Source organism: Streptomyces sp. NPDC031210 (assembly GCF_055570395.1).
The window spans coordinates 313,845-338,903 of record NZ_JBVIHH010000007.1 but is presented as its reverse complement, the minus strand read 5'-3'; the positions used below and the strand labels follow the sequence as shown (position 1 = coordinate 338,903).

Sequence of the window (25,059 nt, the reverse complement as noted above, 5' to 3'; positions counted from 1 at the left end):
TGCGCGCCGAGGGCGTATGGGACATACCGCGACTGTAATGGCCGCCCGGCCGGCGGCCGCGTCCGACCCCGCGACCGGGCGTGCGCCGCACCGCCGGGACGTGCAGAACCGTCCATAGGCCGGTCAATCGAGTCCGCTATCCGGACAGAGTTGATCGGTTCGCATCCGTGTCTGGTTTACTTGCCGCCATGACCACGACGAGCAGCCGCACCCCTGCGACCGAGGCGAACACGACGCCCGGTGCTCGTTGCGTGTGTCGAATGTGTGACCGCTGAGGGCCCCCGCCTGAGCCTCGCGCCCCGAAGCGAGACCCGCCGCCTTCCCGTGCCGTACGCCCGTCCTCCGCCGGGCCCGGCCGCCCCGCGTCACCGGAACCCGGAACCGGGCCCCACGGCCCGCCGCTTCCCGCGTTCCCCCTGCCGCACTCGCAAGAATGCCCCCTGCCCGGTGGGCGAGCCACCGAGCACTCGACAGTGACGGAATTCCCTGTGATCACCACAACGGGCCTGACCAAGGTCTACCGCTCAGGAGACCGCGAAGTCACCGCCCTTGACGGCGTCGATCTGCACGTCCGCGAGGGCGAGGTGTACGGCGTCATCGGCCAGAGCGGCGCCGGCAAATCCACCCTCATCCGCTGCGTCAACCTCCTGGAGCGCCCCACCTCCGGCACGGTCACCGTCGCCGGCCAGGACCTCACCGCGCTCGCCGGCGGCCACCAGCGCGCGGGCGCCGCCCTGCGCGCCGCCCGCAGCCATATCGGCATGGTCTTCCAGCACTTCAACCTGCTGTCCTCGCGCACCGTCCAGGACAACGTCGAACTGCCGCTGGAAATCCTGCGGGTCGACCGCCGCGAACGGTCCCGCAAGGCCCTGGAACTGCTGGACCTGGTCGGCCTCGCCGACAAGGCCAAGGCGTACCCCGCCCAGCTCTCCGGCGGCCAGAAGCAGCGCGTCGGCATCGCCCGCGCGCTGGCCGGCGACCCCAAGGTGCTGCTCTCCGACGAGGCGACCAGCGCCCTGGACCCGGAGACCACCCGCTCCATCCTCCAACTGCTGCGGGACCTCAACCGCCAGCTCGGCCTGACCGTGCTGCTCATCACGCACGAGATGGACGTCGTCAAGACCATCTGCGACTCGGCCGCGCTGATGCGGGGCGGCCGCGTCATCGAACAGGGCACCGTCTCCGGCCTCCTGGCCACCCCCGGCTCCGAGCTGGCCCGGGAGCTGTTCCCCGTCGGCGGCGAGCCCTCGGCCGCCGACCGCACGGTCGTCGACATCACCTTCCACGGCGCGGCCGCCACCCGCCCGGTGATATCCGAGCTGTCGCGCACCTACAACGTCGACATCTCCATCCTCGGAGCCGCCATGGACACCGTGGGCGGCAACCAGATCGGCCGGATGCGCATCGAGCTGCCCGGCCGCTTCGAGGAGAACGTCGTGCCCATCGGCTTCCTGCGCGAGCAGGGCCTGCAAGTAGAGCTGGCCGACGCCCCCGCCGCGGCCGCCGCCAACAATCCGGCGACCGAGGCCCCCACCGCGGCGCTGCTGAAGGAAGGTGCCAAGTGAGCTGGAACGACATGCGGCCGCTGCTGTACGACAACACGCTCGACACCCTCTTCATGGTGTGGTGGGCGACGTTCTACGCGGTGCTGATCGGCATCCCGGTCGGCGTCCTGCTGCACCTGACCGACCGCGGCGCGACGCTCCAGAACGGCGTGGTCAACAAGGTCCTCGGCGCGATCGTGAACATCGGGCGGTCCTTCCCGTTCCTGATCCTCATCGTCGTGCTGATCCCCTTCACCCGGCTCCTCGTCGGCGTCTCCATAGGCCCCACCGGCGCGGTCGTCCCGCTGGCCATCGCCGCCATCCCGTTCTTCGCCCGGCTGGTCGAGTCGGCGCTGCGCGAGGTCGACCACGGCCTGGTCGAAGCCGCCCAGGCCATGGGCGGCGGCACCTGGACCATCGTGTTCAAGGTGCTGCTCCCGCAGGCGCTGCCCGCCCTGGTCGCGGCCGTCACCACCACCGTCATCACCCTGATCGGCTACTCCGCGATCGCCGGCGCGGTCGGCGGCGGCGGCCTGGGATACCTGGCCTACACCTACGGCTACCTGCAGTACGAGACCGCCCTGATGATCACCACCGTCGTGGAGCTGATCCTCCTGGTCACCCTCGTCCAGTTGCTCGGTGACCTCGTCGTGCGCCGGCTCGCCGGCCGCGGCACCCGCGCCTCCTCCCCGCGCGTCGGCCCGCGCCGCGCGCCGGCCCCCGCCGAGGAGCCGGCCGTCGCCACCACCGAGGCCGCCTGACCTCCGCGCCACCGGCTTCACCCCCGCCACCCGCTTCACCTACGAGCCCGGACCCTTTGCCGGGCGTACCGTCGCGAGCGCGTCCGCTCGTGTGAAACAAGAAAGAGGCACTCTTCGTGCGCAACACCGTCAAGATCTCCGTGGCCGTGGCCGCCGCCACCGCCGTCGCCCTGGGTGCGAGCGCCTGCTCCGCCCCCTCCGACACCACCGCCGGTGACAAGAACGACAAGAACGCCGCCCTGGTCGTCGCCGCCAGCCCCACCCCGCACGGCACCATCCTCGACTTCGTCAAGAAGGAGCTGGCGGACAAGGCGGGCCTGAAGCTGGTCGTCAAGCAGTTCAGCGACTACAAGATGCCCAACAAGGCCACCGACGACGGCCAGGTCGACGCCAACTTCTTCCAGCACAAGCCGTTCCTCGACACCTTCAACAAGGAGAACGGCACGCACATCGTGCCCGTCGTGAACGTCCTCATCGAGCCGCTCGGCGTCTACTCCAAGAAGCTCGACAAGCTCTCCGACCTCAAGGCCGGCAGCACCGTCTCGGTGCCCAACGACCCCTCCAACGAGGGCCGGGCGCTGAAGCTGCTCGCCGACAACGGCGTGATCACCCTCAAGCCCGGCGTCGGCGCGGATGCCAAGCTCACCGACGTCAAGGACGACAAGGGCATCAAGATCACCGAGCTGGAGGCCGCGCAGACCGCCCCGCGCATCGACGACGTCGACGCCGCGGTCATCAACGGCAACTTCGCCATCGGCGCCCACCTCAAGCCCTCCACCGACTCCCTGGCCCTGGAGAACGCGGAGGACAACCCCTACGCCAACTTCCTGGCCGTGAAGAAGGGCAACGAGGACGACCCGCGGATCAAGAAGCTCGCCAAGCTCCTGAACTCCCCCGAGGTCAAGAAGTTCCTCCAGGACACGTACAAGGACGGCTCCGTCATCCCGGCCTTCGGCCCCGCGCAGAGCTGACACACCCCCAAGGGGTACCGGCCCCGGCCGCGCAGCACGCGCGACCGGGGCCGGCGCACGTGGCACATCCGCGCGAAGATGCTGCATGCTGGTGCATTCAAGACGGTCAGGACGGCCCGTGACCTCACGGAACGACGTCCCGCGACGTCCCGGAGCAACAGTCAACGGCGTTGGAGCAGCGGCATGACACCCACCTTTCCGGACATCTCCATCAGCACGGACCGGTTGGTGCTGCGCCCCTTCGAAGAGGCCGACGTACCCGCCCTCGCCGAGATGATGTCCGACGAACTCGTCACCGCCTGGACCGCGCTCCCGCACCCGTACACCACCGCCGAAGCCCGCGCCTGGGCCACCGGCAAAGCCGCCGCCGTCCGCACCGAAGGCCGCGGCATCGCCCTGGCCGTCACCGAGTTCCTCACCCAGCGCCTGGTCGGCACCGTCCACGTCGACCACACCGACTGGCGGGTGCTCAGCACCGAGATCGCCTACGTCACCGCCCCCTGGGCGCGCGGCGAGGGCTACGCCTCCGAGTCCGTGCTCGCCCTCGCGCAGTGGCTCTTCCACGACCAGAAGTTCGAACGCATCGAGCTGCGCACCGCCGCCGACAACACCGCCTCCCAGCAGGTCGCCCAGAAGATCGGCTGCATCAGCGAGGGAGTGCTGCGCAACGCCTGCATAGTCCGCAGCCGGACGGAGGACGGCGGCTGGACCGACATCCGCACCGACCAGATCGTCTGGAGCCTGCTGCCCGAGGACCTCGAAGGAGCCCCCGGCCGACGGGCCGACGCGAACGGTTTCGCCTACCCCGAGTGGAACTGACCCCACTCGCTCGCCCAGGTCCGGACCACGCGAGGTAGTCTCGGCGTGCCGCGCCTTCCCGCCGGCCGCGGGCCCGCGGCCCGACGCCGCCGCACCACGGACCTGCCGCCCCCGCCCGCGTAACCCCAGCAGCCCCAGGAGACTGACGAGCATGGCCGACCGGGTCACGGTGATCGGATGGGACGGCTCCCCGCTGACCGCCGCCGCCCGCTCCGCCCTCGGCGCCGCGACGCTCGTGGCCGGAGCCGCCCACCACCTCGCACTGCCCGAAGTCCCGCCGCACGCCGAACGCATCCGGCTCGGCAGCGTGACCCTGGCCGCCCGGCGCATCGCCCAGCACCGCGGCACCGCCGTCGTCCTGGCCGACGGCGACCCCGGCTTCTTCGGCGTCGTACGCACCCTGCGCGCCCCCGAGCACGGCCTGGAGGTCGAGGTCGTACCGGCCGTCTCCTCCGTCGCCACCGCCTTCGCCCGGGCCGGCATGCCCTGGGACGACGCCCAGATCGTCGTCGCCCACAGCCGTGAACTGCGCCGCGCCGTCAACGTCTGCCGCGCGCACACCAAGGTCGCGGTGCTCACCTCACCCGGCGCCGGACCCGCCGAACTCGCCCTGCTGCTGGGCGGCGTCCACCGCACCTTCGTCATCTGCGAGGAGTTGGGCACCGACCGGGAACAGGTGACTGTTCTCACCTCCGACAAGGTCGCCGACCACGTCTGGCGCGACCCCAACGTCGTCATCGTCGTCGGCGGCGCGCCCGGCGGCGCCGCGGCCCAGGGCACCGGCTGGATCGCCGCCCACGAGGTCGGCTACCCGACGGGCCCGCGCGGCTGGGGACTTCCCGCCCGCGCCTACGGCGGCGCACTCGGCGAGGGCGAGTCGGTGCAACTGCGCACCGCCCAACTCGCCCGGCTCGGGCCGCGGGTGGGCGACCTGGTCTGGGACATCGGCGCCGGCAGCGGCGCCGCCGCCGTGGAGGCCGCGCGCTTCGGCGCCGCCGTCATCGCCGTGGACGCCGACCCGGACGCCTGCGAGCGCACCGCCGCGGTCGCCCGCCGCCACGGTGTCCAACTCCAGGTCGTGCGCGGGCGCGCGCCCCAGATCCTCGAAGACCTGCCCGAGCCGGACGTGGTACGGGTCGGCGGCGGGGGAGTGGCGGTCGTCACCGCCTGCGCGTCCCGCCGTCCCGAACGGATCGTCACCCACGCCGCCACCCGCGACGAAGCCGAGGCGGTCGGCAGGGCGCTGGCCGACGGCGGCTACGAAGTCGAGTGCGCGCTGCTGCAGTCCGTGGACCTGGACACCTCCGTCTGGGTCGAACGCGAACGCTCCGTCGTCTTCCTGCTGAGCGGATATCGCGTTCCTCACCCTTGACGGGGACGGTGACCTGCGGAGGGTAGGCTGGCGGATCGTTGCGCCGCCGTTCCGCGTTCGGCTTCGTACGCCAATATCCGGAAAATGCCGTGGTTTTGGCCGAAAATGAAGCTCTAGAGGGCGGACGTGCCGCGAGGCGTGCTCGCTCGTTCTAGCTATTGGGGCGTCGGCGCGTCCCGGTCGAGCGCGTCGCACGAGCGGTTGGAAGGAGCACTACCAATGGGCGAGGGGTACGCATGACCGACACCGGCCAGGTCCCGGGCGAGGGACAGCCGGAGAACGCGGGCGGACATCCCGGGCAGCCGCAGCCGGCGGCCGTCCCCTCCCCTGCCGACGCCGGACCGACCCAGCAGCCCGGCGTGCTCCCTACGCCGGACACCTACCCCTACCTCGACCCGGCCGACGGCGTTCCCGAGGACGACGACCTGCTGCTGATGCCGGGTGCCCAGGGCGCCTGGAGCGAGCAGCAGACGCAACAACCGCTCCCGCAGCCCCAGGAGACCCACCAGGGCATGGCCCGCACCGCCCCGCAGCAGCAGCCGCAGTACGCCGTACCGGGGCAGGGCGCGCCCTATGACCCCACCGACCAGCCGGCCACCGGCTTCGAGCCGATGCCCGCCCAGGTGGGCGACCACGAGAGCGGCGGCCGGGATTCCGGTTCCGTCGACCTCAGTGCCGTCCGCATCCCGCAGCCCGCGACCCCGCGCCGGCAGGACCGCGCCACGGCCGCCGCGCAGGCCGCGCCCGCCCGCCGGCCCCTGCACATGGGCCCGCCCGTCCCCGAGAACACCGGCGGCGTCGTCCGCTCGCTCGCCGACCGCGGCCCCGCCGGCGCCCCGCAGCAGAGCCCCGGCCGGCATGCCGGACCGCCGACCGCCGGCCCCGAATACCTCGATGTCCCGGCCGAGGCCCCGGCGGCCGTACCGCAGCAGCCGGCCGGAGCCGCGCCGCTGGGCGCCGAGCAGCCGGCGGCGCAGGTGGCCGCCGGTCAGCAGCCGTACGCCGAACAGCCCGTCGCCGAGCCGCCGGTCGCCGAGGCGTCCGTAGCGGAGAGCGCGCCCGCCGAGGTGGCACCCGGCGAGCAGCCCTCTCCCACGCTGCCCTACGGCGAGCAGCCGTACGGCGGCCAGTCGTACGCCGAGCGGGCCTACGGCGCGCCCGGCCAGGGCCCGCTGCCCGGTCCGCAGCTCGGCGAGATCCCCTCGCAGGCGACGCCGAGGAGTGACGACGCGGCGCAGGCGTCGGCCGCCGAAGCGACGGACCTGGGGGCGGAATCGCCCACCGGGGAAGCCGCCCTGCCCACGGCCGAGGCGGCCGAGCCCGTCACGCCGACCATCGAGCAGGAACAACCGGCCGCCGAGCAGGAGCAGCCGCAGCCGGCACAGCCGATGCCGTTGCCGGACCAGGGCGCCGTGGGCGCCGAGACGCCGGCCGAGGCGGCCGTCGCGGACGCGGTTCCCGGCGAGAGCGCCGCCGCCGCGGCCCCGCAGGCACCGGCCGAGGTGGCGGCGCAGGCCCAGGACGTGTCCACCGCGCTGCCGGACGCGGCGGAGGCCCCGGCCTCTGACGCGATGACTTCTGACGCTCCGTCCGACCCGGCCACGGCGCCCGAGACGGACGCTGCCGCCACGGACTCCGAGGGTGCCGAGGCTCCCGCCGAGGTCGCGGAGTCGGCCGCCGAGCAGAGCCCCGAGGCTGCGGACGCGGGCCCGGAAGCGGCCGCGACCGCCCCGGCGCAGCCCGCGGCGGAGCCGGTCGACCAGGCCGCCCCGGCGGACCCGGAACAGCCGGTCGCCGTCCCGGAGGCCGTCTCCGAAACGCCGGAAGCCGTCGCCCCTGAAGCGCAGGCCGACGCGGACGCGGGCGTCGAGGCCCCGCAGGAGTCGGTTGCCGCCGATGAGGCGGCCGTCGCCGACCCGTCCGGGCCCGTCCCCGCCGAAGCCGCCCCGGCCGCCGAGGCCGGCGTCCCGGCCGAGCCGGCCGCTGAGCCGGGCGCTCCCGCCGATCCGGCCGCCGAGCCGGCCATGCCCGCCGAAGCGCAGCAGCTCCCGGCCGTATCCGACGACACGCCGACCGCTCCCGAGGCCGGTGCGCCGCCCGTTGACGGTGCGGCCGAGGCCGCGCCGATGCCCGTCGCGCCCCAGGGGCCCGTCTCGATGCCCGTGGCCGCGCCCGCCGCGCAGCCCGTCATACAGCGGCCCGAGGCCCACGGGCCGGACGCGGGTGCCCCGCAGCCCGGCGCCGTGGACGCCGCAGGGCAGCCGATCCCGGCCGGGGAAGCCCCCGCCGCGCCGCAGAGCACGGAGCCCGCCGCCGCACCGGGGTCAGCGGTGCCCGACCAGGACGCCCCGGCCGCGGAGACCGACGCCCCGACCGAGGCTCCCGAGACCACGGAACCGGCCGCCGACGCCCAGACCGAAGCCTCCGAGACCACGGAACCGGCCGCTGACGCCCCGACCGGCGCTCCCGCCCCCGAGGCCCCCGCTCCCGCCGCATCCGCCCCCGAGCCGACCGCCCCCACGCCCGACGCGGAGCCCACCGGCTCGGCCGAGCCCACCGAGCCCCCCACCGAGCCGCAGCCGATGGCCGTACACATCCCCGCCCAGTTGGCCGGCGAGCAGCCGACCCCGGCCGTCCCCGACGCGCCCCCGGCCGCGGACGCCGAACCGGCCGCGGGCGAGCAGCCCGCCGCCGAGGCCCCGGCGGACGCCCCCCCGGCCGCCGAACAGCCCACCGACGCCGCCTCCGACCCCGCCCCCGACGCGGCCCCCGCCCAACAGGACGCCGCCGCGCTGGTCCAGCTCGGCGAGGACACCCAGGACTCCGAGGACATCCAGGGCTCCGAAGAAGCCCAGAGCGGCACCGACGGCCCGGCCGGCGACGCCCGGCCGGAGGACGCCGGACAGCAGCCCACGGTGGTCTCCGACGAGTCCGGTGGCGCGGCGTCCGGCCCCGCCGCCCCCGCCGACGCGGACGGCGCCCCCGGCGCCGCCGTCCAGGCCCTGCTCCCCACCCAGCCCCAGCACCAGGACGGCCCGCTCGTGAACGACGTCACGGATTCCAGCCGTGTCCCGATCCCGGCCCCGGCCGCCGCGTACGACGACTCCGAGCGCGCCGCCGTGCACCGCGTGATGCGCGAGCGCCGCGACATCCGCAACGGCTTCCGCGGCGACCCGATCCCCAACGACGTGCTGCTGCGCGTCCTGGAGGCGGCGCACACCGCCCCCAGCGTGGGCCACTCCCAGCCCTGGGACTTCGTCGTCATCCGCTCGGCCGAGACCCGCGAGAAGATGCACCAGCTCGCGATGGCGCAGCGCGAGGCGTACGCCAAGTCGCTGCCCAAGGCCCGCGCCAAGCAGTTCCGCGAGCTGAAGATCGAGGCGATCCTCGAAACGCCGGTGAACATCGTCGTCACCGCCGACTCCACCCGTGGCGGCCGCCACACCCTCGGCCGCCACACGCAGCCGCAGATGGCCCCGTACTCCTCCGCGCTCGCCGTCGAGAACCTCTGGCTCGCCGCCCGCGCCGAGGGCCTGGGCGTCGGCTGGGTCAGCTTCTTCGACGAGCGGGAGATGGTCCGCGAGCTGGGCCTGCCCGACCACCTCGAAGTCGTCGCCTACCTCTGCGTCGGCTACGTCGACGAGTTCCCCGACGAGCCCGAGCTGATGCAGGCCGGCTGGGCCAAGCGCCGCCCGCTGTCCTGGGTCGTCCACGAGGAGACGTACGGCCGCCGCGCGCTGCCCGGCGAGGACCCGCACGACCTCCTCCAGGAGACGCTGCGGGGCATCCGCCCGCTGGACGCCAAGGCGCTCGGCGAGGCGTGGGAGCGCCAGAAGCGGATGACCAAGCCCGCCGGGGCGCTGGGCATGCTGGAGATCATCTCCGCCCAGCTTTCGGGGCTGTCGCGCAAGTGCCCGCCGCCGATCCCGGAGCCCGCCGCCGTGGCGATCTTCGCCGGCGACCACGGCGTGCACGCCCAGGGCGTGACCCCGTGGCCCCAGGAGGTCACCGGCCAGATGGTCGCGAACTTCCTCGGCGGCGGCGCGGTCTGCAACGCCTTCGCCAACCAGGTCGGCGCCGAGGTCTGCGTCGTCGACGTCGGCGTGGCCGGCGACCTGCCCGCCACCCCCGGCCTGCTGCCCCGCAAGGTCCGTCCCGGCACCGCCGACTTCACCACCGGCCCGGCGATGAGCCACGAAGACGTGCTGAAGGCCATCGAGGTCGGCATCGAGACCGCCCGCGACCTCGTCGCGGCCGGCAACAAAGCGCTGCTGACCGGCGAAATGGGCATCGCCAACACCACCACCTCGGCCGCGCTGATCGCCGTCTACACCGGCGTCGACCCGGTCGAGGTCACCGGCCGCGGCACCGGCATCAACGACGAGACGCACGCCCGCAAGGTCGACGTCGTCCGCCGGGCCCTGGAACTCCACCAGCCCGACCCGGCCGACCCCGTCGGCGTCCTCGCCGCGGTCGGCGGCCTGGAGCACGCCGCCCTGGTCGGCCTGATCCTCGGCGGAGCCTCGCTGCGTACGCCGGTCATCCTGGACGGCGTCAGCGCGGGCGCCGCGGCTCTGGTGGCACGTGCCATCGCCCCCGAGGCACTGGCCGCCTGCATCGCCGGCCACCGCAGCGCGGAGCCCGGCCATGTCGCGGCGCTGACCAAGCTCGGCCTGCGCCCGCTGGTCGACCTCGATCTGCGTCTCGGAGAGGGCACCGGCGCCCTCCTCGCCCTCCCCATCGTGCAGAGCGCCGCCCGCGCCATGCACGAGGTCGCCACCTTCGACTCCGCCGGAGTGACGGAGAAGAGCTGACCGGCCACCCGCCCAGGCATGCCCCCCGGCCCGCAGCCCCATAGGCTGTGGGCCGGGGCCGTAGCCTGGCGCATCAGGGCCGTACGGACCCGCACCACCCCACCAGCCGCTCCAGTGCCGCAGCGGTTGAGCTCGTCGCCGAACTCGCACCACCCGCACAAGGAGCCGTACCACCATGGCTGAGCACGTCGCCGAACACGCCGCCTACCCCGTCGGACTGCGGCTGTCCGGCCGCCGCGTGGTCGTCCTCGGCGCCGGCCAGGTCGCCCAGCGCCGGCTCCCCTCGCTCATCGCCGCCGGCGCCGACGTCCTGTTGATCTCCCCGTCGGCCACCCCCTCCGTCGAGGCGATGGCCGACACCGGCGAGATCCGCTGGGAGCGCCGCCGCTACCAGGCCGGTGACCTCGACGGCGCCTGGTACGCGCTGATCTCCACCGACGACCCCGAGGCCAACGCCGCCGCCTCCCAGGAGGCCGAGGACCGGCGCGTGTGGTGCGTACGCTCCGACGACGCCGAGGCCGCCACCGCCTGGACCCCCGCGACCGGCCACAGCGAGGGCGTCACCGTCGCGGTGCTCACCGGCCGCGACCCGCGCCGTTCGGCCGCCGTCCGCGACGCGATCGTCGAGGGCCTGCGGGACGGCAGCATCGCCGCCCCGCACCACCGCCGCCCGCACACCCCCGGCGTCGCGCTGGTCGGCGGCGGCCCCGGCGACCCCGACCTGATCACGGTGCGCGGCCGCCGCCTCCTCGCCGAGGCGGACGTGGTCATCGCCGACCGGCTCGGCCCCCGCGACCTGCTCGCCGAGCTCCCGCCGCACGTCGAGATCATCGACGCGGCCAAGATCCCCTACGGCCGGTTCATGGCCCAGGAGGCCATCAACAACGCCCTGATCGAGCACGCCAAGGCCGGCAAGGCCGTGGTCCGGCTCAAGGGCGGCGATCCGTTCGTCTTCGGCCGCGGCATGGAAGAGGCCCAGGCGCTCGCCGAGGCGGGCATCCCCTGCACCGTCGTGCCGGGCATCTCCAGCACCATCTCCGTCCCCGGCGCCGCCGGCATCCCCGTCACCCACCGCGGTGTCGCCCACGAGTTCACCGTCGTGAGCGGCCACGTCGCCCCCGAGGACGAGCGGTCGCTGGTCGACTGGCCCTCCCTCGCCAAGCTGCGCGGCACCCTCGTCGTCCTGATGGGCGTGGAGAACAGCGCCGCCATCGCCGCCAAGCTCATCGAGCACGGCCGCCCCGCCGGCACGCCCGCCGCCGTCATCCAGGAAGGCACCACCGCCGCCCAGCGCCGCGTCGACGCCACCCTGGAGACCCTCGGCGACACCGTGCGGGCCGAAGGCGTACGGCCCCCGGCGGTCATCGTCATCGGCGACGTCGTCGGCATCACCACCGGCCGTACCGACAAGTAACCCGATTCCGTACGCGGCATTGGCACCTCGACACCGACAAGGCACTATCACCCCGTGGCAGAAATCATCACCGTCGATGACCCGGACGACCCGCGCCTGAGCGACTACACCGGCCTCACCGATGTCGAGCTGCGCCGCCGGCGCGAGCCCGCCGAGGGCCTCTTCATCGCCGAGGGCGAAAAGGTCATCCGGCGCGCCCGGCACGCCGGCTACCAGATGCGCTCCATGCTCCTGTCGGCCAAGTGGGTCGACGTGATGCGCGACGTCATCGAGGAGGTCCCGGCGCCCGTCTACGCCGTCAGCCCCGCCCTCGCCGAGCGGGTGACCGGCTACCACGTGCACCGCGGCGCCCTGGCGTCCATGCAGCGCAAGCCGCTGCCCGACGCCACCGAACTGCTCGCCGCCGCCCGCCGCATCGTCGTCATGGAAGCCGTCAACGACCACACCAACATCGGCGCGATCTTCCGCAGCGCCGCCGCCCTGGGCATGGACGCCGTACTGCTCTCCCCGGACTGCGCCGATCCGCTCTACCGCCGCTCGGTGAAGGTCTCCATGGGCGCGGTCTTCTCCGTGCCCTACGCCCGCCTGGAGAGCTGGCCCCGGGACCTGGCGACCGTACGGGAGGCGGGATTCAAGCTGCTGGCGCTGACCCCGGCCGAGCAGGCCACCGCCATCGACGAGGCGGCCCCGCACACCCTGGAGCGCGCCGCGCTGATGCTCGGTGCGGAGGGCGACGGCCTGACCACCGGAGCCCTGCGGGCCGCCGACGAGTGGGTGCGCATCCCGATGGCGCACGGCGTGGACTCCCTCAACGTGGGAGCGGCCGCCGCGGTCGCCTTCTACGCCGTCGCGACCGGCCGCCCGGGGGTCTGACCACCCCGGGCCCGGACGCCGCTGCCCCGGACGCCGCTCACAAGGGCGCCGCTCAGAAGGAGTCCCCGGCCACGCTCCGCGCCGGTGACTGCGTCCCCGTCCGCTGTTCCGCCTGCCCGGAAACCGGTACCGGCCGCCGCTCGCCCAGCCCGTGCGCCGGCCCCTGGCAGCCCTGCGCCGCCGCGATACCGAGCGCCACCAGCACCGTCACCGTCACGAACACGATGATCCGCTGCCGCAGCAGCCGGCGGTCAGGACCGGGGCGACGCCCGCCCGACGTCGTCCGCACCGGCGCCCGCGAGCCGGTGCGCCGCGCGGCCGGCACCCGTCCCGGAGCCCGGCCGGCCGGCCTCGGGCGCGAACCCGCCGCCGAGGCCGGCCCGCCCTTACGGAAGGACGCCTCCCGAGGCGGCACGGGCCGGCCCGTCTGGTGGCGCGGCGGGGGAGTGCCGGTCGTTCGCCGCTCGGTGCGCTGACGCGCGTACTCCTCGGCCCGCTGCCCGGTCGGCCGGTCCGAAGGGCGCCGCTCCGCCCGGCCCCAACCCACCGCACCCGCCTCGCCGTCCACGGGACCGCCGGAGAGACCGTGCGCCTCCCGGGCCGCGATCTCCTTCAGCCGCAGCGACAGCGACAAGGTGCTGGGGCGGTCCGCCGGGTCCTTGGCCAGGCACGCGGCGAGCAGCGGCGCCAGCGCGTCGGGCACCCCGGCCAGGTGCGCCTCCTCGTGGACCACGCGGTAGAGCATGACCTCCGAACTGCCCTGCCCGAAGGGGGAGTCGGCGGTGCAGGCGTAGGCGAGCGTGGCGCCCAGCGCGAAGATGTCCGTCGCCGGTGTCACGGCCGCCCCGCGCACCTGCTCCGGCGCGAGGAACCCCGGCGAGCCGACGGCCGTGCCGACATGGGTCAGCGTGCTGGCGCCGGTGGCCCAGGCGATGCCGAAATCGATGATCCGCGGCCCCTTGGGGGACAGCAGGATGTTGGACGGCTTCAGATCCCGGTGCACCACGCCCGCGTCGTGCACCGCGAGCAGCCCCTCGGACAGCGCGGCACCGATCGAGGCGACCTGCGCCGGGGACAGCGGCCCCTCCTCGTTGACCTTGTCGTGCAGCGAGGGACCGGGGACGTACTGGGTGGCGAACCACGGGCGGTCGGCGTCCAGATCGGCCGCGACCAGCCGGGCCGTACAGCCGCCGCGGATCCGCCGGGCCGCCGAGACCTCGCGCGCGAACCGCGAGCGGAATTCCTGATCCTCCGCCAGATCGGGCCGGATCACCTTCAGCGCCACCCGCTGGCCGCGCTTGTCCGAGCCCAGATACACCACGCCCATGCCGCCCGCGCCGAGCCGGCGGTGCAGCCGGAACGTCCCGACGACACGCGGGTCCTCGCGTCGGAGCCGCATCATCGCCATGTCCGTCCCCTACCTGCGGTGGGGAGGCCCCACTCCGCTGCCAACCGTCTGACGTGCCACAGCTTACGGATTGCCGGCTCGCTGTGCTGAGAGGCCGCGCATGCGTCGGCAAGCGGATTGTCCGTGGCGGGTGGGAACATCCGAGCGCGCGGGCAACCGACCGCCGCACCACCCCCGGTTCCGGCGGCGAACCTCAAGCTTCTTACGGGCAAAGGGGGTTGACGCTCCAGCGGACGGGTGGCCGCGCGCGAGGGCCGGCGGCGGACGGCGCCCGGGGCGGAGCCGGCGGCGGGGTCCGGACGGCGGCGGACGCGGACGCGCAGGAGGTGAGGGAACTCACCCCTGAGGGTCGGCCGCCGGGAAACACCACGTGAACGGGGGTGCGCGCGGCCCGCTCCCCGGCCGCCGAAACCCCCGCCGCCCCGCCCGGTCCGCCGCTCACGCCTACCCGTCCCCTCGGGGAAGTCCCCAACTCCCGGGCCGATCTCTCCACCCAGGGGAGTACGCCAGGCATCCGCCGTCATCCTCCCGGAGGCCCGGCAAGCGATACGACGGCATGACGCCCAGAAGGCCGCCGCCTGCCTAATCTTGTCCTCAAGCGGCGGGCGTAGCACTCGTCCCCCGAGGTCAAACGCCCGCCGCTCCCCACCACGACAGGAGTTGCGGCGATGGCGGACAGCCCAGGACGAGCGGCCCTGCGGGCGCAGGGTCGCCGGGTCGCCGCGGCGCTCGGCGGCCAGCAGTCCTCCGGCACCCGCCATCCGCTCGTCGCGGTGGCCATGGCGCTGCCGCTGGCGGTCCTCCTGGCCGTGGTCTTCGGCGGCTGGGAAGCCGTGCTGACACAGGCGTCGTCCGTGGTCGGAATGCTGGGGCGCTGACCGGCGCCCCGGTCCCGGGAGAGCGGCCCGGGACGGGGACTTCCGACCGATAGCCCCGTGGGGACGGGGGTGCGGCGGGCGGCACGAACGGCCGGGCATCTGGGGAGATGTCCGGCCGTCGCGCGTGCCCGGTGCCCCGGGTGGCCGGGCCCACCGGGGCGCGTACGATCCCAGGGCCGGGCCGCCCGCTTCCCGTGGCGGCCGCCACCGCACGGCCCGCAGGACTCGGGGGAACGATGACCACACCACCTCCCGGCCGGCCCGCCGCGCGCACGGCGGCGCCCGCCCGGGACGCCGCCCCCGAGCCGCCGGCCGGCCCCGAGGTGCTCGCCGACCGCCCCGACGGCAGGGTCGTCCGCAGCGGCCGCACGGTCGCCAAGACCCACGCGCCCGACAGCGATCCGCGTGCCCTCGCCGCCCGGCTCCGCGTCGCCGCCCACCCCCTGCTGCACGGCATCCTGCTGCCCCCGCTCCCGGTCACCGCCCCCGACGGCTTCCTCGCCCCGGCCGACGACGGCCGCCCGCTGACCCGCTGGCCGTACGGCAGCCCCGTCCCGCCCGACGACCCCGACGCCGCCCCGTGGGAGGACACCGCCCGCCTGCTGGCCCGCCTGCACGCCGTCGACCCCGCCCAACTGCCCGGCCCCCTCCCGCCGATGCGCGGCCCCGCCAAGGCCGCCCGCGCCCTGACCCGTCTGCACACCGCCCTGGGACCCGCTCCGGAGGCGGCAGGACCGCCGCGGCGCGGGCCCGCGGCCGACCTGGCCGCCGCGGCCCGGACCGTCGAGGCGGCCTGGGCCCTCCTGCCGCCCTGGGCCCGCGACGCCGCCCCGCCGCCGCGCACCGCCCACCTGTGCCACGGCGACCTCCACCTCGGCCAGCTCGTACGGCACCCGGCCGGCGACGGCCCCTGGCTGCTGATAGACGTCGACGACCTGGGCCTGGGCGACCCGGCCTGGGACCTGGCCCGCCCCGCCGCCTGGTTCGCCACCGGCCTGCTCGCGCCGGACGTCTGGGCCCGCTTCCTGGCCGCCTACCGCGCGACCGGCGGCCGGGCCGTGCCCGCCGACGGCGATCCCTGGCCCGACCTGGAGGTTCCCGCCCGCGCGCTGACCGTGCAGACCGCCGCGCTCGCCGTCGCCAAGGCCGCCGAAGCCGCCCGCCCGCTGGACGAGATCGAGGCGCTGGTCGTCGACGCCTGCGCCCGGATGGCTCCCCTACCGCGGCGGTCCGCGCCGCCCGGACCCGTCGTAGGGTGAACACCTCGTCGCCGGCGGACCGTTCCGGCGACGCGGCCGCGAGCGAGCGACGGAACACAGGAGTTGAGCCGACGATGCAGTGCCCCAAGTGCCACGCACCGATGCACACGTACAACCGCAATGGCGTCCAGATCGAGCAGTGCGCCGGCTGCCGGGGGATCTTCCTGGACTACGGCGAGCTGGAGTCGCTGACCCGCCTGGAGGCGCAGTGGGCCCAGCAGGCCCCGCCCCCGCCGGCGGCCCCGCAGGCATACCCGGCCGCCCCCGCCTGGGGCGCCCCGCACCAGGGCCACCACGGGCATCACGGCCACCACGGTCACCGCGGCTTCGGCCGGATGCTCTTCTCGTCCTGACAACGACCGAGGGCCGGAGCGAATGCTCCGGCCCTCAGGTGACGTGTGGACGATACTGGGATTGAACCAGTGACCTCTTCCGTGTCAGGGAAGCGCTCTCCCGCTGAGCTAATCGTCCTCGGGACCACGGATCTCGATGATCTCCGCGGCTGCTGCGTGCGCGATACTGGGATTGAACCAGTGACCTCTTCCGTGTCAGGGAAGCGCTCTCCCGCTGAGCTAATCGCGCGGGGGCCCGTAAAAAGCCGGACCAGTGGACGATACTGGGATTGAACCAGTGACCTCTTCCGTGTCAGGGAAGCGCTCTCCCGCTGAGCTAATCGTCCTTGGAGGTGGAGACGGGATTTGAACCCGTGTAGACGGCTTTGCAGGCCGTTGCCTCGCCTCTCGGCCACTCCACCAGGAGTGAAGGGGTTCGGGAAGATCCCCCACATCGAGCGGACGACGAGACTCGAACTCGCGACATCCACCTTGGCAAGGTGGTGCTCTACCAACTGAGCTACGTCCGCAGGTGTCTCTCCCAGACTACGTCCGGGAGCTACTCGGCCCCCGGGGCGCTTCCGCGTCCCGGCGACGTGTTGAACTCTAGCGGATTCCGGGGCCAGTACAAAAACGCGTTTGTGCAGCGTGCTGCGCTGCTCGATCGCCCCGGGCGGCGCTCGCGCCCCCGCCATAGACTCACTGACGTGCACGACTTCCCTCCCATGGCCCGCTTCGGCGGTCTCATAGCCACCGACCTGCGCGATGTCACCAGCGATCCCGCGGCCCTGGACTCCACCGGCTGGTGGGCGGTGACCGCCGACTTCGAGGGGGGTGTGGTCTGCGCGCGCTTCGGCGACGTCCGCCAGGCCACCGCGGCGGACGATCCCGCCCCCGGCGACTGGCGCGGCCCCACGCCCGGCGACTGGCGCAGCTCCCTGGACCGCGACGCCTACACCGCCGGCGTACGGCGGGTCCGGGAGTACATCGCGTCCGGCGAGGTCTACCAGGTCAACCTCTGCCGGGTGCTGACCGCGCCGCTGCCCGACCCCGGCCGCGCCGACGTGGACGCGCTGTCCGCGGTGCTGGCCCTGGGCAACCCCGCCCCCTACGCGTGCACCGTACGGCTGCCGACCCACGGCGTGGAGGTCGCCGGTGCCTCCCCCGAGCTGTATCTGCGGCGCGACGGCCGCACCGTCGAATCCGGGCCGATCAAGGGCACCGGCCGCACCGCGGCGGACCTCTCGGACAAGGACCGGGCGGAGAACGTCATGATCGTGGACCTGGTCCGCAACGACCTCGGCCGGGTCTGCGCCACCGGTTCGGTGACCGTCCCCGCACTGTGCGCCGTCGAACCCCACCCGGGCCTGGTCCACCTCGTCTCCACCGTGCGCGGCGAACTGGCCGAGGCCCACGAGAAGACCGCCTGGGCGGACCTGCTCGACGCGACCTTCCCGCCCGGCTCCGTGACCGGCGCCCCCAAGTCCAGCGCCCTGCGGATCATCGACGAGCTGGAGACCGCTCCCCGCGGCCCGTACTGCGGCGGCATCGGCTGGGTGGACGCAGACCGTCGCACCGGCGAGCTGAACGTCGGCATCCGTACGTTCTGGATCGACCGCGCCGCACCGGGCGGGCCGGTGCTCCGGTTCGGCGCCGGGGCGGGGATCATCTGGGATTCCGATCCCGAGCGGGAATGGGCCGAGACCGAATTGAAGGCGCGCAGACTGCTCGCGGTAGCGTCGGGCACGCACCAGGCGAGTGGAGGAGAACGGCGATGAAGATCTGGCTCGACGGGGAACTGCGGGAGGCCGAAGGCGCCGGTGTCTCGGTCTTCGACCACGGCCTGACGGTCGGCGACGGCGTCTTCGAGACCCTCAAGGCCGACCACGGGCGCGCCTTCGCCCTCACCCGGCACCTGGAGCGTCTGACCACCTCCGCCCGGGGCCTGGGCCTGCCCGACCCCGACCTCGACGAGGTGCGGCGCGGCTGCGCGGCGGTCCTGGAAGCCAACCCGATGCCCCTCGGACGGCTGCGGATCACCTATACCGGCGGCGTCTCGCCGCTCGGCTCGGACCGCGGCGAGAGCGGGACGACGCTGGTCATCGCGCTCTCCGACACCCACCGCCGCCCCGACGCCACCGCCGCCGTCACCGTCCCCTGGACCCGTAACGAACGCGGCGCGCTCACCGGGCTGAAGACCACCTCCTACGGCGAGAACGTCGTCGCGCTCGCCCGCGCCCGCGAACAGGGCGCCTCCGAGGCCCTGTTCGCCAACACGGTCGGCGCGCTCTGCGAGGGCACCGGCTCCAACGTCTTCGTCGTCCTCGACGGCGAACTGCACACCCCGCCGCTGGCCTCCGGCTGCCTGGCGGGCATCACCCGCGCCCTGACCGTCGCCTGGGTGGGCGCCAAGGAGACCGACCTCCCGCTGGACGTCCTGGAGCGCGCCGAGGAGATCTTCCTGACCTCCACCCTGCGCGATGTGCAGGCCGTCACGCGGATCGACGGGCGCCAACTGGCCGACGTGCCGGGGCCGGTGACCGCCGAAGCCATGCGGATCTTCGACGAGCGGGCGGCCGCCGAGTTCGATCCGCGGTGATGACGGGCCCGCCCGCGAGCGAGTAGAAAGTCCTCGTGACCACAACGCTGCGGCCCGCCGGACCGGAAGAACCTCGCGCGGAGGGCGGCCGGGCCCGGCCCTTCGACGTCTGCGTCAACAGCCGCCGGGTCGGCGGGATCCGGCTCGCCACCGACGCCTGCTTCGGCCCGGCCGCCGGCCGTGTCGAGGCCCTGGACATCGACCCGCCCGACCGGCACCGCGGCCGCGCCACGGTCGCCGCGCTGGCCGCCGAGGAAGTGCTGCGCGGCTGGGGCTGCCGGCAGATCGAGCTGACCGTCCCGGCGGACGCGGCGGCCGCCGTACGGCTCGCCGCGGCCCTGGGCTACACCGAGCGCGGCCGCCGCATGACCAAGCCCCTCACCGAGCCGCCCGCGCTCCCCGAGGGCAGCGTGGACCGGCCGCTGAGCGACGCCGAGTACCCCGCCTGGCGCGACGCCGCCCTCGCGGAGCGCCTCCGCGTCCAGCTCGCCCAGGGCATGACCCCCGAGCGGGCCGAGGAGAGCACCGCGGCCGGGCACCGGGCCCTCCTGCCCGACGGCGCGGGCACCCCCGGCCAGGCGCTGCGGGTACTGGTCCACGACGGCGTGGAGGTCGGCACCGTCTGGGTGGCGCTGCGGATGCCGGGGGAGCCCGGCGGCTACGTCGTCGATGTGCGGGTGGCGCCCGAGCGGCGCGGCCGGGGCCACGGCCGCACCCTGATGCTCGTCGCCGAGCGCGAGAGCCTGGCCGCCGGGCACACGCTCCTGGCGCTCCACGTCTACGCCGACAACGCGCCGGCGCGCGGACTCTACGACACGCTGGGCTACCGGACCGCCGCGTACCAGTTGTGGAAGCCGCTGCTGTGAGGCGTGGGCCGGCCGGGGAGCGGGCGGTGGGGAGGGCCTGAGGGCGCCGGAGCGGCCCCCGTGCCCTCTCGCGCCCTCGCGACGTCTTCGTCAGTCCCGTGCGGCCAGCAGCCGGTCGGCGATCTCCTCGATCCGGGCGCGCAGGCCCTCCTGGCTCTTGCCGCCGTCCAGCCGCTCACCGCCGATCACGTACGTGGGCGTGCCGGTGACGCCGATCGCCTTGCCCTCGGCCTGGTCCGCGTCGACGATCAGCAGATGCCGCCCGTCGATCAGCGCGGTGTCCATCTCCTCGGCGTCCAGCCCCAGCTCCCCGGCCACCTCCAGCAGCAGCTTCTCGCCCCCGGCGGCGAGTTCCCCGGTACGCGCCAGCACCGCCTCGGCGTACGGCCAGCCCTGGCCCTGCTCGGTGGCCTCCTCGGCGGCCTGGGCGGCGGCGTAGGCGTGCTTGTGCTTCTCCAGGGGGAAGTGGCGCAGCCGGATCTCCAGCCGGTCGCCGTAGCGCTCGCGCAGCGCCCGCAGGTCCGTGAGGGCGGCGTGGCAGTCCGGGCACTGCAATTCGCACCACACGTCGAGGACGGGGCGATCGGGACGGGCGGGGCCGGCGGTGGTGGCGTCGTTCATGGGCCCAGTCTTCCAGCAGCCGGCGGCGGCCCGCACTGCGACCTGGGGCGTAGGGGGACCCGGAGATGTCCCTGAGGTCGACCGGAACATGGCACGACGAGCGCCTCAGAGGGCAGGATGGACAGGGAGCGGACTGCCCGCTCGCTCATCCACCGCAGGAGGACCGGATGCTGACCTCGACCGTCTGTGCCGCGGTGTCGGCGGCGGGCCTGGGCATCGCCGCGCTGACGGCGTACCGCAAGCGGTTTCTGGCCGCGACCCGCGTCGCCGCTTTCTCCCTCATCCCCATCGGTCTGGTGATGACCGGTGTCATCGACTGGGTCACCGGTCTCGTCTTCAAGCCGACGGTCTGGGCCGGCTTCGGCGTGCTGGCGGTGTCGGCCTCGCTGTTCATGATCAGCAGGCTTGTGGAGCGCCGCAGGGGCGCGATAGGCAGTCGCAAGGAGCGCGAGGCCGCGGTGGCGCCGACCGCCTCGGCGGCCGCCCTCGGCGCCGGCCGTACCGCCGCCCAGCCGTCCGCCAAGGCCGGGGGCCGGGGCAAGGGCGGTGCACCCAAGGATGACTTCTCGGACATCGAAGCGATCCTGAAAAAGCACGGGATCTGATGAACTCCCGCTGCTGAGGGGGATATTGGGCGCCGCCCGACGATCATCTGCGCCATGATGCGCGCGAGATGAACGATGAGTGCGCCCTCGCCCGGGACGATGCCCCGGCCACCGAACCGCGCGGCTGCCTTTTCGCGCTGTCCCAGCCGCCGCTGATGCTCTTCCTCGGCATCATCGGCTTTCTGCTCCTCCTCGGCGCCCTTCACGACCTCTACGTCCTGTGAGGCATCCGGTGCGGCCGTCGCCTCCCGGGGCGGCGGCGCGGCACGGGCCGCTCAGCCCGCCGCCTCCCGCCGCCGCGCCCGGTACGCCGCGACATGCAGCCGGTTGCCGCAGGTCCGGCTGTCGCAGTAGCGCCGGGAACGATTGCGGGAGAGGTCGACGAAGGCGTGCCGGCAGTCCGGCGCCTCGCAGTGCCGCAGCCGCTCGCGCTCCCCGGCCACGACGAGGAAGGCCAGCGCCATCCCGCCGTCGGCGGCCAGGTGCTCGGCGACCGAGGCGCCCGGCGCGAAGTAGTGGATGTGCCAGTCGTAGTCGTCGTGGTCGGTCAGCCGCGGTGTGGTGCCCGCCGAGGCGACCAGGAAATTCAACAGCTCGGCGGCGGTGCGGTCGTCGTCGGCGGCGAAGACCTGCGCGAGACGCGCCCGTACCTGCCGTACGGCCGCCAGATCGCTCTCGGTGAGCGCGCCCACATCGCTGACGTCGTTGCGCTTGACGAATTCCTCGAGCCCCGCGAGGTCGGTCAGGCTGTCCGGCGCTCCGGGCGCGTCGCCCTCCGGGGCGGTGTTGAGCAGGTCGACGACGGCGTCGAGCGCGCACCGGGTGTCATGGGTGATCATCACGGTTCCGCTCCCTGGCCGGGTGGGGGCGGACGGGTGCCGCCCCCGGTTCGTTGCCGAATGGTCGCCGACTCTAGCGTCTGGAACAAGCCTCGGCGCCGTCTCCGCGGTGGGTCCGCGGCGACGGCGCCGAAGTGTGCCGTAGGAACTTGTCGGCCTGCGCCGTCTCCCCGAGTCGGACGGTCGCAAGTGATGAGCGGGTGGGTGCGTGGGTGGCTGTGGTGCGTCTCAGCTCTCCGCGAGGATGTGGGAAAGCTCGGTGTCGAGATCGAAATGCCGGTGTTCCGTGCCGGGCGGCACGGCGGCATCGGTCCTTTTGAGGAACGATTCGAGAGCCCGCGCGGGAGCCTCCAGGAGGGCTTCGCCTTCCGGGGAGCTCAGGGCGATGCAGACCACGCCCTGTCCGTGGCTCCGGGACGGCCAGACGCGGACGTCTCCGGTGCCGGTGGGCCGGTGCAGGCCCTCGGCGAGGAGGTCGCGGGCGAAAACCCACTCGACGGTCTCCTCGGCTCCGGTGTGGAAGGTGGCATGCACGGCATAGGGATCGGCCGTGTCATACCGCAGGCCCGCGGGTACAGGCAGTGAGGACTCGCTCGACACAACGAGGCGCAGGTGCAGCTCGCAGCTGACCGTGGTGTTCATAAGCGCCAGGGCCTTTCGCTCAGTGTGCGCTCGGGGATTCGCACGTCGGCGAAATCGACATGCCACCTACGGTGCCGTTGTAAACCCCTCTGACGGTTTTGGGTGGCTTCAGGTACCTCTTACGGCGGATTGCGTGATCGTCCTCGGCGGTAATTCCGCCGGAGTGATCCCGTCCGGTAAGTTGAGCCTTATGAATACGGAGAGTGACGGGCCGGACGCCGTCGGGGAAAGCCACCCGGAACACCGGCATCCGCTCGGATCGAGAGCGCCGCACTTCATCAAACGCTCCCGGCCGCTGCACCTGAGCTGGCAGGTCGGAGTGTTCGTCGTCGGCCTCGCGATCGTGGCCGGCGGCGTGATCCTGCTGCCCCTGCCGGGCCCCGGCTGGCTGGTGATCTTCGGCGGTATGGCGCTGTGGGCGACGGAATTCGTCTGGGCGCAGTTGGTGCTGCGCTGGACCAAGCGCAAAGTGACCGAGGCGGCCCGCAAAGCGCTCGACCCGAAGGTGCGGCGCCGCAACATCATTCTGACGACCGTCGGTTTGGTGATCGTCGCGGCGCTGCTCGCGGTGTACGTGTGGAAGGTCGGCTTCGTGCTGCCGTGGAACGTCGGCGAGTGAGCCGGAAATGGTCTGGAGCGCTCGCCGGCGTGGGGTAATGTTGGCGGTGCGCCGGGCGATTAGCTCAGTGGGAGAGCGCTTCGTTCACACCGAAGAGGTCACTGGTTCGAACCCAGTATCGCCCACCCCGGCCGACGGCCCGGAGACTCGAAGTCTCCGGGCCGTCGCGGTTGTTGGGGCCGCCTCTCGCGCCGGGGCGCACACTGGGACCATGCCCGACTGGTCACGCCGTCTGCATCGCTACCGTTTCCGCAGCGTATGGCTGCTGGACGCGCCGCCCGGAGTCGTCTACGCCGTCCTCGAACGCATCGAGGCGTATCCCCGGTGGTGGCCGCAGGTGCGCGAGGTGACCCCCATCGACGACCGCAGCGGCACCGCCCGGGTCCGTTCGGTCCTGCCGTACGACCTGAAGATCGTGGCGAGCGAGGACGTCCGGGACCCGGGCGCCGGAGTGCTGGGGATCGCGCTGCGCGGGGACATGGCCGGCTGGGCGCGCTGGACCATAGCCCCGGGCGCCGGCGGGACCCGCGCCGTCTACGAGCAGGAGGTCGAGGTCTGCAAGCCGCTGCTGCGCAGGGCCGCCGCCCTGGCGCGGCCCCTGTTCGTCCTCAATCACGCGCTGATGATGCGGGCCGGCCGGCGGGGGCTGGCGGCCTGGCTGGCCCGGGGCTGAACGAGCCGCGGGGGCGGGTGGCCGCGGTACGGGACCGGAATTTGATGGAAGGCCGTGGCGACCTGTATTGTTCAGGTCGTTCGCGAGGGAAACCCCGCCGACATCCCGGGCGATTAGCTCAGTGGGAGAGCGCTTCGTTCACACCGAAGAGGTCACTGGTTCGAACCCAGTATCGCCCACCGGGATCAAGGACCGGGCCGCCAATTGGCGGCCCGGTCCTTTTCGTTGAGGGTGAGCGCGCGCCGAATTCCGGAATTACTGATGGGGTTTCACGCCGCGGCGGGGAGTTCGGGCCGCAGCGGCCAATGAGGATCCACCGCCTCGGGATTCCCGCTGTGGTCGAACCACGCCTGAAGGCCCCGGGCCTGGGCGGCGTGCCAGAGGGCCTGCCGGGTGTGCAGCTCGCTGGGATGCAGCCCTTCGAGCCGGGCGGCGAAGCGGTGCCCCAGGGCGCGGACCACACGCAGCGCGGCCAGCGCGTCGGCGGCCGCCTCATGGGCGTCGGTCAGTTCGACCTCGTACTGCGCGCACAGGTCGGTGAGCGTACGACGGCCCTTGCGGTAGCGGTCGAGGTGCTTGTCCAGGACCCGCGGGTCGAGCACGCAGAGCGGATGGGCGCCCAGGTAGGCGTCGAGGGAGGTGGCGCGGTGCCGCTTCAACTCGCGGTCCAGGAGCGTCAGATCGAAGGGGGCGTTCATCACGACCAGCGGGCGGCCGGTCACCGACTGGGCGGCCAGCGCCCGGGCGATCTCCTCCAGCGCGGGCGCCGGCCAGCGGCCGTGCAGGGCGAGATGGTCACCGGTCAGGCCGTGCACCGCGGTCGCCGCCTCGGGTATGTCCACCCCGGGGTTGATCAGCCAGCGGGTGACGCGCGGCGCGGAACGGGGCGTCTCCTGGACCACGAGGGCCGCGGAGACGATCCGGTCCCGTTCGACGTCGATCCCCGTCGTCTCGGTGTCGAAGGAAGCGAGCGGACCCTCATACCAGCACGGCATCATCCCAACTCCTCGCGGTCGCACGGTGGATGACATGGTGTGCCACCCGAGCTGGTGATACCCGAGCCGCGCCGCTGTCGAACCGTCCTTGTTTGCGGAGCACTTGACGCGGAGACAACAAAGGGGACGGGCTGTCTCCCGTCGTCCAGACGCAC

23 protein-coding genes and 7 tRNA genes are annotated in these 25,059 nt (G+C 73.7%); 20 read left to right on the top strand and 10 right to left on the bottom strand.

Annotation, left to right across the window (positions count from 1 at the left end):
• The first annotated feature begins 488 nt into the window (after positions 1–488).
• From ACZ45Z_RS16230 to ACZ45Z_RS16195, 8 genes are all read left to right on the top strand, one after another.
• A complete protein-coding gene (locus tag ACZ45Z_RS16230) occupies positions 489–1,565 on the top strand; it encodes a methionine ABC transporter ATP-binding protein (protein ID WP_468362340.1) in 1,077 nt (358 codons plus the stop codon).
• Positions 1,562–2,305: a methionine ABC transporter permease gene (locus tag ACZ45Z_RS16225; RefSeq protein ID WP_468362338.1), complete on the top strand. Its 744-nt coding sequence runs from the start codon at positions 1,562–1,564 to the stop codon at positions 2,303–2,305. The genes ACZ45Z_RS16230 and ACZ45Z_RS16225 overlap by 4 nt, the downstream gene beginning before the upstream one ends.
• Positions 2,306–2,421: 116 nt before the next feature.
• Complete coding sequence (locus ACZ45Z_RS16220; protein ID WP_468362336.1) at positions 2,422–3,276, top strand: MetQ/NlpA family ABC transporter substrate-binding protein; 855 nt, start codon at positions 2,422–2,424, stop codon at positions 3,274–3,276.
• A 183-nt stretch (positions 3,277–3,459) separates the two neighbouring features.
• Positions 3,460–4,095: a GNAT family N-acetyltransferase gene (locus tag ACZ45Z_RS16215; RefSeq protein ID WP_468362334.1), complete on the top strand. Its 636-nt coding sequence runs from the start codon at positions 3,460–3,462 to the stop codon at positions 4,093–4,095.
• A gap of 151 nt (positions 4,096–4,246) precedes the next feature.
• Positions 4,247–5,467: a precorrin-6y C5,15-methyltransferase (decarboxylating) subunit CbiE gene (gene cbiE, locus ACZ45Z_RS16210; RefSeq protein WP_468362332.1), complete on the top strand. Its 1,221-nt coding sequence runs from the start codon at positions 4,247–4,249 to the stop codon at positions 5,465–5,467.
• A 236-nt stretch (positions 5,468–5,703) separates the two neighbouring features.
• Positions 5,704–10,281 (top strand): nicotinate-nucleotide--dimethylbenzimidazole phosphoribosyltransferase, encoded by a 4,578-nt coding sequence (cobT, locus tag ACZ45Z_RS16205; RefSeq protein WP_468362330.1) that lies wholly within the window; start codon positions 5,704–5,706, stop codon positions 10,279–10,281.
• A gap of 175 nt (positions 10,282–10,456) precedes the next feature.
• Positions 10,457–11,695 carry a uroporphyrinogen-III C-methyltransferase gene (gene cobA / locus ACZ45Z_RS16200; RefSeq protein ID WP_468362328.1) on the top strand — a complete coding sequence of 413 codons (1,239 nt, stop codon included), beginning with the start codon at positions 10,457–10,459 and terminating at the stop codon, positions 11,693–11,695.
• Between the two features lie 54 nt (positions 11,696–11,749).
• Positions 11,750–12,568: a TrmH family RNA methyltransferase gene (locus tag ACZ45Z_RS16195; RefSeq protein ID WP_468362326.1), complete on the top strand. Its 819-nt coding sequence runs from the start codon at positions 11,750–11,752 to the stop codon at positions 12,566–12,568.
• Positions 12,569–12,620: 52 nt separating this feature from the next.
• Here ACZ45Z_RS16195 and ACZ45Z_RS16190 read toward each other — a convergent pair whose 3' ends face one another.
• Positions 12,621–13,976: a serine/threonine-protein kinase gene (locus ACZ45Z_RS16190; RefSeq protein WP_468362324.1), complete on the bottom strand. Its 1,356-nt coding sequence runs from the start codon at positions 13,974–13,976 to the stop codon at positions 12,621–12,623.
• 668 nt (positions 13,977–14,644) lie between these two features.
• Here ACZ45Z_RS16190 and ACZ45Z_RS16185 point away from each other — a divergent pair.
• The 3 genes from ACZ45Z_RS16185 (at position 14,645) to ACZ45Z_RS16175 (ending at position 16,466) form a co-directional block, all read left to right on the top strand.
• Entirely contained in the window at positions 14,645–14,854 is a 210-nt protein-coding gene (locus tag ACZ45Z_RS16185; protein ID WP_468362322.1) for a hypothetical protein, read from the top strand.
• A 236-nt stretch (positions 14,855–15,090) separates the two neighbouring features.
• Complete coding sequence (locus ACZ45Z_RS16180; RefSeq protein ID WP_468362320.1) at positions 15,091–16,113, top strand: phosphotransferase family protein; 1,023 nt, start codon at positions 15,091–15,093, stop codon at positions 16,111–16,113.
• Positions 16,114–16,187: 74 nt separating this feature from the next.
• Positions 16,188–16,466 carry a TFIIB-type zinc ribbon-containing protein gene (locus ACZ45Z_RS16175; protein WP_468362318.1) on the top strand — a complete coding sequence of 93 codons (279 nt, stop codon included), beginning with the start codon at positions 16,188–16,190 and terminating at the stop codon, positions 16,464–16,466.
• A 46-nt stretch (positions 16,467–16,512) separates the two neighbouring features.
• On the opposite strand, the gene ACZ45Z_RS16170 is transcribed toward ACZ45Z_RS16175, so the two are convergent.
• The 5 genes from ACZ45Z_RS16170 to ACZ45Z_RS16150 all read right to left on the bottom strand — a co-directional run bounded on the left by ACZ45Z_RS16170 (position 16,513) and on the right by ACZ45Z_RS16150 (position 16,975).
• A tRNA-Val gene (locus ACZ45Z_RS16170) sits at positions 16,513–16,584 on the bottom strand.
• Between the two features lie 39 nt (positions 16,585–16,623).
• Positions 16,624–16,695, bottom strand: a tRNA-Val gene (locus ACZ45Z_RS16165).
• Between the two features lie 25 nt (positions 16,696–16,720).
• Positions 16,721–16,792 (bottom strand) — tRNA-Val (locus ACZ45Z_RS16160).
• Position 16,793: 1 nt separating this feature from the next.
• Positions 16,794–16,867: transfer RNA gene (locus ACZ45Z_RS16155), tRNA-Cys, on the bottom strand.
• A gap of 35 nt (positions 16,868–16,902) precedes the next feature.
• A tRNA-Gly gene (locus ACZ45Z_RS16150) sits at positions 16,903–16,975 on the bottom strand.
• Positions 16,976–17,152: 177 nt separating this feature from the next.
• Between ACZ45Z_RS16150 and ACZ45Z_RS16145 the strand changes: the two genes are divergently transcribed.
• From ACZ45Z_RS16145 to ACZ45Z_RS16135, 3 genes are read left to right on the top strand one after another with little or no spacing between them, the layout of a single operon-like run.
• Positions 17,153–18,223, top strand: coding sequence for a chorismate-binding protein (locus ACZ45Z_RS16145; RefSeq protein ID WP_468362316.1), 1,071 nt, complete (start codon positions 17,153–17,155; stop codon positions 18,221–18,223).
• Positions 18,220–19,044 (top strand): aminotransferase class IV, encoded by an 825-nt coding sequence (locus ACZ45Z_RS16140; protein WP_468362314.1) that lies wholly within the window; start codon positions 18,220–18,222, stop codon positions 19,042–19,044. The genes ACZ45Z_RS16145 and ACZ45Z_RS16140 overlap by 4 nt, the downstream gene beginning before the upstream one ends.
• A gap of 35 nt (positions 19,045–19,079) precedes the next feature.
• Positions 19,080–19,910, top strand: coding sequence for a GNAT family N-acetyltransferase (locus ACZ45Z_RS16135; RefSeq protein WP_468362312.1), 831 nt, complete (start codon positions 19,080–19,082; stop codon positions 19,908–19,910).
• 90 nt (positions 19,911–20,000) lie between these two features.
• On the opposite strand, the gene ACZ45Z_RS16130 is transcribed toward ACZ45Z_RS16135, so the two are convergent.
• Positions 20,001–20,531 carry a DsbA family protein gene (locus ACZ45Z_RS16130; protein ID WP_468362310.1) on the bottom strand — a complete coding sequence of 177 codons (531 nt, stop codon included), beginning with the start codon at positions 20,529–20,531 and terminating at the stop codon, positions 20,001–20,003.
• A 167-nt stretch (positions 20,532–20,698) separates the two neighbouring features.
• Here ACZ45Z_RS16130 and ACZ45Z_RS16125 point away from each other — a divergent pair, with 167 nt between their 5' ends.
• Together ACZ45Z_RS16125 and ACZ45Z_RS16120 are read left to right on the top strand one after the other, a co-directional pair.
• The gene (locus ACZ45Z_RS16125; RefSeq protein WP_468362308.1) at positions 20,699–21,136 is read left to right on the top strand and encodes a hypothetical protein; all 438 of its coding nucleotides are present in this window, start codon (positions 20,699–20,701) and stop codon (positions 21,134–21,136) included.
• A gap of 68 nt (positions 21,137–21,204) precedes the next feature.
• Positions 21,205–21,360: a hypothetical protein gene (locus ACZ45Z_RS16120; RefSeq protein WP_468362306.1), complete on the top strand. Its 156-nt coding sequence runs from the start codon at positions 21,205–21,207 to the stop codon at positions 21,358–21,360.
• Positions 21,361–21,411: 51 nt separating this feature from the next.
• Here the strand turns inward: ACZ45Z_RS16120 and ACZ45Z_RS16115 are convergent, their stop codons facing one another.
• Complete coding sequence (locus tag ACZ45Z_RS16115; RefSeq protein WP_468362304.1) at positions 21,412–21,978, bottom strand: CGNR zinc finger domain-containing protein; 567 nt, start codon at positions 21,976–21,978, stop codon at positions 21,412–21,414.
• 225 nt (positions 21,979–22,203) lie between these two features.
• Positions 22,204–22,617, bottom strand: coding sequence for an SsgA family sporulation/cell division regulator (locus ACZ45Z_RS16110; protein ID WP_003959770.1), 414 nt, complete (start codon positions 22,615–22,617; stop codon positions 22,204–22,206).
• 190 nt (positions 22,618–22,807) lie between these two features.
• Between ACZ45Z_RS16110 and ACZ45Z_RS16105 the strand changes: the two genes are divergently transcribed.
• The 4 genes from ACZ45Z_RS16105 (at position 22,808) to ACZ45Z_RS16090 (ending at position 24,088) form a co-directional block, all read left to right on the top strand.
• Positions 22,808–23,236: a TIGR02611 family protein gene (locus ACZ45Z_RS16105; protein ID WP_468362302.1), complete on the top strand. Its 429-nt coding sequence runs from the start codon at positions 22,808–22,810 to the stop codon at positions 23,234–23,236.
• 53 nt (positions 23,237–23,289) lie between these two features.
• Positions 23,290–23,361, top strand: a tRNA-Val gene (locus ACZ45Z_RS16100).
• 86 nt (positions 23,362–23,447) lie between these two features.
• Positions 23,448–23,909, top strand: coding sequence for an SRPBCC family protein (locus ACZ45Z_RS16095; protein WP_468362300.1), 462 nt, complete (start codon positions 23,448–23,450; stop codon positions 23,907–23,909).
• 107 nt (positions 23,910–24,016) lie between these two features.
• A tRNA-Val gene (locus ACZ45Z_RS16090) sits at positions 24,017–24,088 on the top strand.
• A 90-nt stretch (positions 24,089–24,178) separates the two neighbouring features.
• Here the strand turns inward: ACZ45Z_RS16090 and ACZ45Z_RS16085 are convergent.
• On the bottom strand, positions 24,179–24,904 hold the full coding sequence (locus tag ACZ45Z_RS16085; RefSeq protein ID WP_468362298.1) for an exonuclease domain-containing protein: 726 nt from the start codon (positions 24,902–24,904) through the stop codon (positions 24,179–24,181).
• Between the last annotated feature and the right edge of the window lie 155 nt (positions 24,905–25,059).

Coding starts and splice junctions, on each gene's coding strand:
- ACZ45Z_RS16215 (WP_468362334.1), top strand. CDS start 3,460: ATGACACCCACCTTTCCGGACATCTCCATCAGCACGGACCGGTTGGTG.
- cbiE (WP_468362332.1), top strand. CDS start 4,247: ATGGCCGACCGGGTCACGGTGATCGGATGGGACGGCTCCCCGCTGACC.
- cobT (WP_468362330.1), top strand. CDS start 5,704: ATGACCGACACCGGCCAGGTCCCGGGCGAGGGACAGCCGGAGAACGCG.
- cobA (WP_468362328.1), top strand. CDS start 10,457: ATGGCTGAGCACGTCGCCGAACACGCCGCCTACCCCGTCGGACTGCGG.
- ACZ45Z_RS16190 (WP_468362324.1), bottom strand. CDS start 13,976: ATGGCGATGATGCGGCTCCGACGCGAGGACCCGCGTGTCGTCGGGACG.
- ACZ45Z_RS16185 (WP_468362322.1), top strand. CDS start 14,645: ATGGCGGACAGCCCAGGACGAGCGGCCCTGCGGGCGCAGGGTCGCCGG.
- ACZ45Z_RS16180 (WP_468362320.1), top strand. CDS start 15,091: ATGACCACACCACCTCCCGGCCGGCCCGCCGCGCGCACGGCGGCGCCC.
- ACZ45Z_RS16175 (WP_468362318.1), top strand. CDS start 16,188: ATGCAGTGCCCCAAGTGCCACGCACCGATGCACACGTACAACCGCAAT.
- ACZ45Z_RS16140 (WP_468362314.1), top strand. CDS start 18,220: ATGAAGATCTGGCTCGACGGGGAACTGCGGGAGGCCGAAGGCGCCGGT.
- ACZ45Z_RS16130 (WP_468362310.1), bottom strand. CDS start 20,531: ATGAACGACGCCACCACCGCCGGCCCCGCCCGTCCCGATCGCCCCGTC.
- ACZ45Z_RS16125 (WP_468362308.1), top strand. CDS start 20,699: ATGCTGACCTCGACCGTCTGTGCCGCGGTGTCGGCGGCGGGCCTGGGC.
- ACZ45Z_RS16120 (WP_468362306.1), top strand. CDS start 21,205: ATGAACGATGAGTGCGCCCTCGCCCGGGACGATGCCCCGGCCACCGAA.
- ACZ45Z_RS16110 (WP_003959770.1), bottom strand. CDS start 22,617: ATGAACACCACGGTCAGCTGCGAGCTGCACCTGCGCCTCGTTGTGTCG.
- ACZ45Z_RS16105 (WP_468362302.1), top strand. CDS start 22,808: ATGAATACGGAGAGTGACGGGCCGGACGCCGTCGGGGAAAGCCACCCG.
- ACZ45Z_RS16095 (WP_468362300.1), top strand. CDS start 23,448: ATGCCCGACTGGTCACGCCGTCTGCATCGCTACCGTTTCCGCAGCGTA.
- ACZ45Z_RS16085 (WP_468362298.1), bottom strand. CDS start 24,904: ATGCCGTGCTGGTATGAGGGTCCGCTCGCTTCCTTCGACACCGAGACG.